This window comes from Lentisphaerota bacterium, from assembly GCA_016873675.1.
In the GTDB taxonomy this organism is placed as follows: Bacteria; Verrucomicrobiota; Kiritimatiellia; order RFP12; family JAAYNR01; genus VGWG01.
The window spans coordinates 1-6,354 of sequence record VGWG01000137.1 but is presented as its reverse complement, the minus strand read 5'-3'; the positions used below and the strand labels follow the sequence as shown (position 1 = coordinate 6,354).

6 protein-coding genes are annotated in these 6,354 nt (G+C 63.8%); 3 read left to right on the top strand and 3 right to left on the bottom strand.

All coding sequences use genetic code 11. The annotated features are described in order from the left end of the window. Positions 1-289: 289 nt before the first annotated feature. Genes FJ222_11575 through dnaG form a run of 3 tightly spaced genes read left to right on the top strand, consistent with a single transcriptional unit; the run spans position 290 to position 3,979 of the window. A complete protein-coding gene (locus tag FJ222_11575) occupies positions 290-1,444 on the top strand; it encodes a tetratricopeptide repeat protein (GenBank protein MBM4165062.1) in 1,155 nt (384 codons plus the stop codon). After that, complete coding sequence (locus tag FJ222_11570; GenBank protein ID MBM4165061.1) at positions 1,350-1,952, top strand: CvpA family protein; 603 nt, start codon at positions 1,350-1,352, stop codon at positions 1,950-1,952. Before FJ222_11575 ends, FJ222_11570 begins: the two co-directional genes overlap by 95 nt. Further along, positions 1,952-3,979 carry a DNA primase gene (gene dnaG, locus FJ222_11565; GenBank protein ID MBM4165060.1) on the top strand — a complete coding sequence of 676 codons (2,028 nt, stop codon included), beginning with the start codon at positions 1,952-1,954 and terminating at the stop codon, positions 3,977-3,979. Before FJ222_11570 ends, dnaG begins: the two co-directional genes overlap by 1 nt. Before the next feature lie 6 nt (positions 3,980-3,985). On the opposite strand, the gene FJ222_11560 is transcribed toward dnaG, so the two are convergent. The 3 genes from FJ222_11560 to FJ222_11550 are packed head-to-tail and all read right to left on the bottom strand — an operon-like array spanning position 3,986 to position 6,010. Then, entirely contained in the window at positions 3,986-4,243 is a 258-nt protein-coding gene (locus tag FJ222_11560) for a hypothetical protein (GenBank protein ID MBM4165059.1), read from the bottom strand. 3 nt (positions 4,244-4,246) lie between these two features. Further along, positions 4,247-4,894 (bottom strand): ThuA domain-containing protein, encoded by a 648-nt coding sequence (locus tag FJ222_11555; GenBank protein MBM4165058.1) that lies wholly within the window; start codon positions 4,892-4,894, stop codon positions 4,247-4,249. A 12-nt stretch (positions 4,895-4,906) separates the two neighbouring features. Next, positions 4,907-6,010 (bottom strand): Gfo/Idh/MocA family oxidoreductase, encoded by a 1,104-nt coding sequence (locus FJ222_11550; GenBank protein MBM4165057.1) that lies wholly within the window; start codon positions 6,008-6,010, stop codon positions 4,907-4,909. Positions 6,011-6,354: the final 344 nt, after the last annotated feature.

The window sequence follows — 6,354 nt, the reverse complement described above, 5'->3', positions numbered from 1 at the left end:
TGCATCCACACCCACACCCAGCAATTCTAATTTTGAGCACATTCGTACAGTCGAAATCGAAATCGGGGTCGAATTCCTTGCTTTCTCGTCGATTTCGGTCCCGATCCCGATTTGTATCCCGATAGCGATTTCGATTTCGACTGTACGGATATGCTCGGGCGCGATGCCTATCCACACTCACCCCCAATAACGACCCATTACAAACAGGCTTTCAACCTGCAGCCTGTTTGTCGTATACTACTCCCCGACCTGTTTTACTGACGCGCACGCACGAACGGGATGGGACACCATGACACGCACTTTCCTTGCCATAAGCCTGCTTCTTTCCATCGCCGCAGCCGGTTGCGGCGCATTTTCGCCGCGCCGCGCGGTGCGCGAGGGCGAAGCGGCCTTGAAGGACCGCAATTACGAACTGGCTGTGCGGCACTTCAATCGCGCCGCGCGCCGGCTGCCGAATGACGCGACCCTGCACTACAACCTCGCGACCGCCCATTTTCTGCTCGGCAGCTTCGTTCCGGCCGAGGCCGCGCTGAAACAGGTTCTATCCATCGAGCCCGGAAACTTGAGCGCGCGCGAGCTGCAGGGCCAGATTGCGCTGCACCGCGGCGAGTGGGCAAAGGCCCGTGCCGTTTTCAACGAACTGCTCGCCGCAACGCCGCAGGACCGCGCGCGCTTTCTCACCGCCCTCTCGAACGTGGAGCGCGGCGCCACCCGTTACGACCTCGCGCGCGTCCGACTGCTTCAGGCCGTCAAGGCCGATTGGAAATACGCCCCGGCGCACTACAACCTCGCCCTGCTCTACCGGGATCACTTCAGTCTGACCGACGAGGCCGCCGACGAGTTCGAACTGTACCGGCGCATGGCCCTCAGTAGCGACCCCTGGCAGGCCGAGGCGGCCAAGGCCCTTGAGGCGTTGCGGCGGACTCAGAAAAACAGCCGGGCACTCCCGCCCGCCGAGCGCCGCGACGCCGACACGGCGGCCGCGCGGGTCAAGGAGGGCGACCGCGCCGCCGCCGCCCGCTCCTGGCCGCGGGCTGAGAAGGCCTATCGCGACGCCCTCGCCGCCGATCCCCAGTGCGCGGCCGCCGCGTTGGGCCTGGGGCAGGCCCTGCTGGGCCGGGGTGAACACCAGCAGGCACTCGATGCCTTCCGGCAGGCGACGGTCCTGAACCCCGGCTACGCCGACGCGTTTTATCAGGGCGCCCGCGCCGCCCTCGAACTGAAGGACCTGCCAGAGGCGGGGCACCTCTTGAACCGGGCAGCCGCGAAATGGCCCAACCGCTACGGATTCTTCGCCCTTCTGGCCACGCTGCGGAGCGCCGAGGATAATCCGAAAGGCGCCCGCGCCTATGGCGAATACTACCTGCAGCTTGCCCCGGTCGGCGAACAGCGCAAGCGCTATGAGCTCTGGCTCAACACGCTTCCCGCCGATCACGGAACCTGAAAGGAGGATCGATATGCCTTACGCCCCGCTTACGTTTGGCACCCTCGTTGATGTTCTGGCGGTGATGGTCCTGTTGTTTTTTCTCAGCCGGGGCTTGATCCGCGGCGTCTCTGACGAACTCGCCCGCATTATGGGCTTTGTCGGGGGTGCGTGGGCTGGCATGACGCTTTACTCCCCTATCCAGGGCGCCTTTTCGGCGCTCACGGGCACGACGGCATCCACCGCGATCGCCGTCACGTCCCTCGCGCTGACCCTCCTCGCGGGGTTCATCATCGGGCTGACCGTGCGCTGCGTCTTCAACGCCATGTTTCAGGTGGTGATCCTCCAGCCCGCCGACGCCGTATTGGGCCTCGCCGCCGGCGCTGTCTACGCCGCCGTCATTCTCGCTGTCGTGTTTGCCTTGGCTATGCTCGTCCCGCTCAAGTCGGTGCAGCGGCTGTTCATCGAACAATCCCGCGTCGGGCAGCATGTCTGCCCCTGGCTGCGCGCCCATATGGGTTTGAAGTGATGGGCTCACGCGTCACAGACCGCGCGATCGAGGAGATTCGCGCCCGCGCCGACATCGTGGAGCTTGTCGCCGCCCGCGGAGTCGCGCTCAAACGTGCTGGCACGAGTTTCAAGGGGTGCTGCCCGTTCCATCAGGAGAAGACCCCGTCGTTCCACGTCAATCCGGCCAAGCAGTTCTACCATTGCTTCGGCTGCGGCGAACACGGAGACGTTTTCACATTCCTGATGAAGCAGGATGGCCTCTCGTTCATGGATGCGGTCCGCTCGCTCGCCGACAAGACGGGCGTCGTCATTGACACCGCCACCGATTACGAGTCGGAGCAGCGCAACCGGCTCTATGCCATCCATCTCGAACTGGCCGCGTTTTACCAGCGCTGCCTCGCGCAAAGCGGCTGTGCCGCCAGCGCGCGCGCCTATCTGGAGTCGCGCAAGCTTGCGGCCGATACGGTCGCGCGGTTCGGGATCGGCTACGCGCCGCTCGAGCGCGGCGCCACGCTCGCCTGGGCGGCGAAGCATAATTTCACCGCCGAGCAGCTCGTCGCCGCCGGTGTGCTGACGCCGCCCAACGACCCATCCCGTCCGGATGATTACTATGACCGCTTTCGCGGACGGCTCATGTTCCCCATTACGGACCCTCAGGGCCGCGTAGTGGCCTTCAGCGGCCGCATCCTCGATCCCAAAGCCCACCCGGCGAAATATGTCAATTCCCCCGAGACGCCGATCTTTCGCAAAGGCAAGATCCTCTACGCCCTCGACAAGGCGCGCGGCGCGATCGTCAAGCACCCCCGCCGCGAGGCGGTGATCTGCGAAGGGCAGATCGACGTCATCCGCTGCCACGCCGCCGGCCTCACCACCGCCGTTGCGTCGCAGGGGACGGCCTTCACCCGCGACCACGTCGATTTGCTCAAGCATCACGCCGATTCCGCCGTCCTTTTCTTTGACGGCGACACCGCCGGACGCAAAGCTGCTATCCGCACCGGCGCCCTCTTCCTTGAGGCGGGCATCCCGGTCCGTGTCGCCGGCCTGCCCCCCGGCGAGGATCCCGACTCGCTCATCCGGGATCGCGGCGCCGAGGCGGCGCATGCGTTGATCGACACCGCCGAATCGCTCACTGCCTTCCAGATCCGAGCCATGCGGGAGGGCGAGGAACGGCCCGACGATGTGGACGCCGTCAGCCGCATTTGCCGCGCCGTCCTCGAAACGCTCGCCGCCTGCTCGAATGCCGTCCTCCGCTCCCACCTCCTGCAGGAGGCGGCCGCCCGACTGCGCCTTCCCGAGGCGGCGCTCACCGAGGATCTCGAAGCCCTCCGCGTCCGGCAGACCGAGGCCGCCGCCCGCGCCGCCGCCTACGGAAAATCCGGTTCAGCCCCCGCGCCTCAGCAGGCACCCGCGACACAACCCGGGTTCGACGAGGAGCCGCCGCCGCATGACCCCTTTTCCAGCGAGGAGGCCGCAGATCACCCCACCGACGACGCTCCCGGAACGCCGGCGGAGGCTGCGCCTGAATCGGCCACCCCGGCCGATCTCGCCCTCGCCGAACTGCTGTTTCACCATGAGGATGACCTCGCCGTGGCGGACCTGCTCCGCACCTATCTCCCCGAGGCCCTCGTGCGGCACCCGCACGCACACACTGTCTTTTGTGCCTGGCGCGCAGCCGCCGACACCGACGCTCTGGCCGACCTCTATGCCGCCGCCGATCCCGCCCTGAAAGCCTTCCTCGACCCGGTGATCCTCCGCCTGCCGCGGGTCAACCATTCCGAGGAGCTCTCCCCGCTCGACGCCGCGCGGGACATCGTCACCCGCCTCTGGATCGATGCCCTCCGCGCCGAGCGCACCGCCATCGGCGACGATCCGGCCGATGACGCCAGCCGCCTGCGCCGCCTCATCCTGACCCGGCATATTAAAATCCTTCAGCAGGCCACGATCGAAGCTGATCGCCTCTCATCCTTGTATCTCAAGAAGTCCGTCACCTCCTGGGAATTGCGCGAGCCGGTTATCCGGGAGGAACAGTCCCGTCTCGCCGGATGAAGGTTCTCAGCGCAGAAACAGATCTCGCTCTCGTGCGTGCTGGATGTCAGCGCCCCCTGTGCCCGGCGGGCCAAACAGTCGACAGGGTGCCGCGATCTCGGGATGCGAGCCAAATACAGCAGTGGCGGGAACTGGACCCGTGGTTGGGGTCCGATGTCCGGCAATATGGGCGCATCCGAGGCGCGCCAACTCGAGTTCGGATTCGTGGGCGCGACTCAGCATCAGGTCCTGACGGTTCACGGTGATGGGGAAAAGACCCTGCATCTTTCAGCGCGCAGCCCAGAGCATTCCACGGCGCACCAGTTCGCGCACCTGCGGCACTTCGAAGTCGCGGCGGATATGGCCGAGGCTGGTGTAGAACACGCGGCCCTTCTTCCACGGACGCTTCCACGCAATGGGCATGACGGTGCCCTTCACCCAATCGGCGTGCACGCCATCGAAGGTCGTGGTGGCGAGCACGTCGTTTCCGGGGTCGGTGTGCATGTAGTACTGCTCGGAGGTGATATCGAAGTCGGTGAGGCCCTTTACGGTGGGATCGTCTTTTTTCGTGAAGTTTACCGCGTAGCGGATGCTATTCCCCGGATGGGCGACCCACTGGCCCCCGGTCATCCACTGGTAGCCTGTATCCTTACGGAAACTGTCGCACATGCCACCGTGCCATCCGGCGAGGCCGCATCCCTCACCGATGGTGTTCTGAAGGGCCTTGGACTGCTCCCCGGTGATCTCGGCCATCGTCCACACGGGCACGATCAGGTCGAGAGACGCCATGAGGGCCGCATCGGTATACACGTCAAGCGTGTTCACATACAGCACCTCAAAACCTTCGGCTTCGAGGATTTCGCGGGCCAAGGCCGATGTTTGCTGGGGGTCATGTCCTTCCCAGCCGCCCCACGTCACCAGTGCTTTCTTTCTCATGAATGAACTCCGTTAGGGAAGGGTCGATGCGATGGCGGCATCGGTTCGAGGCGCCGGCCGCTCGATCCGGGTGCCGATGTTCACGTGCTTGCCCTCTTTGGAGGACTTGTCAAAGGCGAGCATGACTTCGAGCACATGCAGGGCCAGTTCACCGGAAGCGCGGGGAGCACGGCCTTCCTGCACGGCTTGTGCGAGATCGGCCAGGCCGAGGCCGCGGCTGTTCTCGTTGAAGCGCCTCAGGTTGGTCATTTCCCTCCACGACGCATTTTTCTCGCCACTGTACACTTCCACCTTGCCGCCGAAGGTGTTCGGATCGGGGCAGGAGAGGCTGCCCGTGGTGCCGTGAATCTCGATGCGCGGCAGATGGTGAGCCCAGATGTCGAAACTCATGACAACGGTGGCGATGATGCCGCCGTCGAACAGAAGCGTGCCGGTCTGATGGGTGGGCACTTCCACCGGTATCTTCTTTCCGGACTTGGGCTGACTGGTGATGGTGCGCTCGGCGAGCGCCAACCCGGTCTCGGCACTGACGCGGCGCACGGGGCCGAGGCTGGTGACAAGCGCCGTGATGTAATAAGGGCCCATGTCAAGCATGGGGCCACCACCCTTCAGATAGTAGAATTCGGGGTCGGGGTGCCACGACTCGTGGCCATGGCAGAGCATGAACGCCATGGCGGATGTCGGCCGGCCGATGGCGCCCGCATCCAGTTCGCGACGCACCGTCTGGTAGCCGCCACCGAGAACGGTGTCGGGGGCACAGCCCACCAGCACACCCTTCTGTTTGGCCAAATCAAGCACTTTCTGCCCCTCGGCCAGAGAAAGGGCGAACGGTTTCTCGACGAAGACGTGCTTGCCGTTCTCAATGGCTTTGAGGTTCACCGACACATGCGCCTGGGGCACGGTCAGGTTGAGCACGACGTCGATATCCTTGTCCGAAAGAAGCGCTTCTGTGTCGAGCACGCGGGGAATCTTGTATTCCTTCGCCGCAGCATCGGCCCGCTCGCGGTTCAAATCGGCACAGGCGGAGAGTTCCAAAGCGTCAAAATGGGGGATGTTCTTGAAATAGATCCCGCTGATCTTTCCACATCCCACCACGCCCACGCGCAGTTTTTTCATGTCGTGTTTCCTTAATCGGTCTGGGTCAGCGAATTCGCGGCTATAGCGTGACAGAAACGGGAAAGAATGTCCATCATTAACACCCGTCGATCCGCGTGAATGGTGCGATTCAACGAACTGGAATCGCACCGGGCGCATGGCAGTTCTGATGAGGTCGTTAATTCCTAATCGTAATCGTAATCGTAATCGTAATCTTAATCTTAATCTTAATCCCCCGCCCTTTGCCGATCCGGCTCGTAGACGGCTCCCGGCTCATGCACACGATCAGGGGATGTGCTACGGATCAATCCGACCAGCATGGAGACAATTCGAACGAGGATCTCTTTTCCCGGTTCAGCCTGCGC

Bases quoted from the DNA above. Each gene is read 5' to 3' on its own strand.
- dnaG (MBM4165060.1), top strand. From the start codon at position 1,952: ATGGGCTCACGCGTCACAGACCGCGCGATCGAGGAGATTCGCGCCCGC.
- FJ222_11550 (MBM4165057.1), bottom strand. From the start codon at position 6,010: ATGAAAAAACTGCGCGTGGGCGTGGTGGGATGTGGAAAGATCAGCGGG.
- FJ222_11570 (MBM4165061.1), top strand. From the start codon at position 1,350: ATGGCGAATACTACCTGCAGCTTGCCCCGGTCGGCGAACAGCGCAAGC.
- FJ222_11555 (MBM4165058.1), bottom strand. From the start codon at position 4,894: ATGAGAAAGAAAGCACTGGTGACGTGGGGCGGCTGGGAAGGACATGAC.
- FJ222_11560 (MBM4165059.1), bottom strand. From the start codon at position 4,243: ATGCAGGGTCTTTTCCCCATCACCGTGAACCGTCAGGACCTGATGCTG.
- FJ222_11575 (MBM4165062.1), top strand. From the start codon at position 290: ATGACACGCACTTTCCTTGCCATAAGCCTGCTTCTTTCCATCGCCGCA.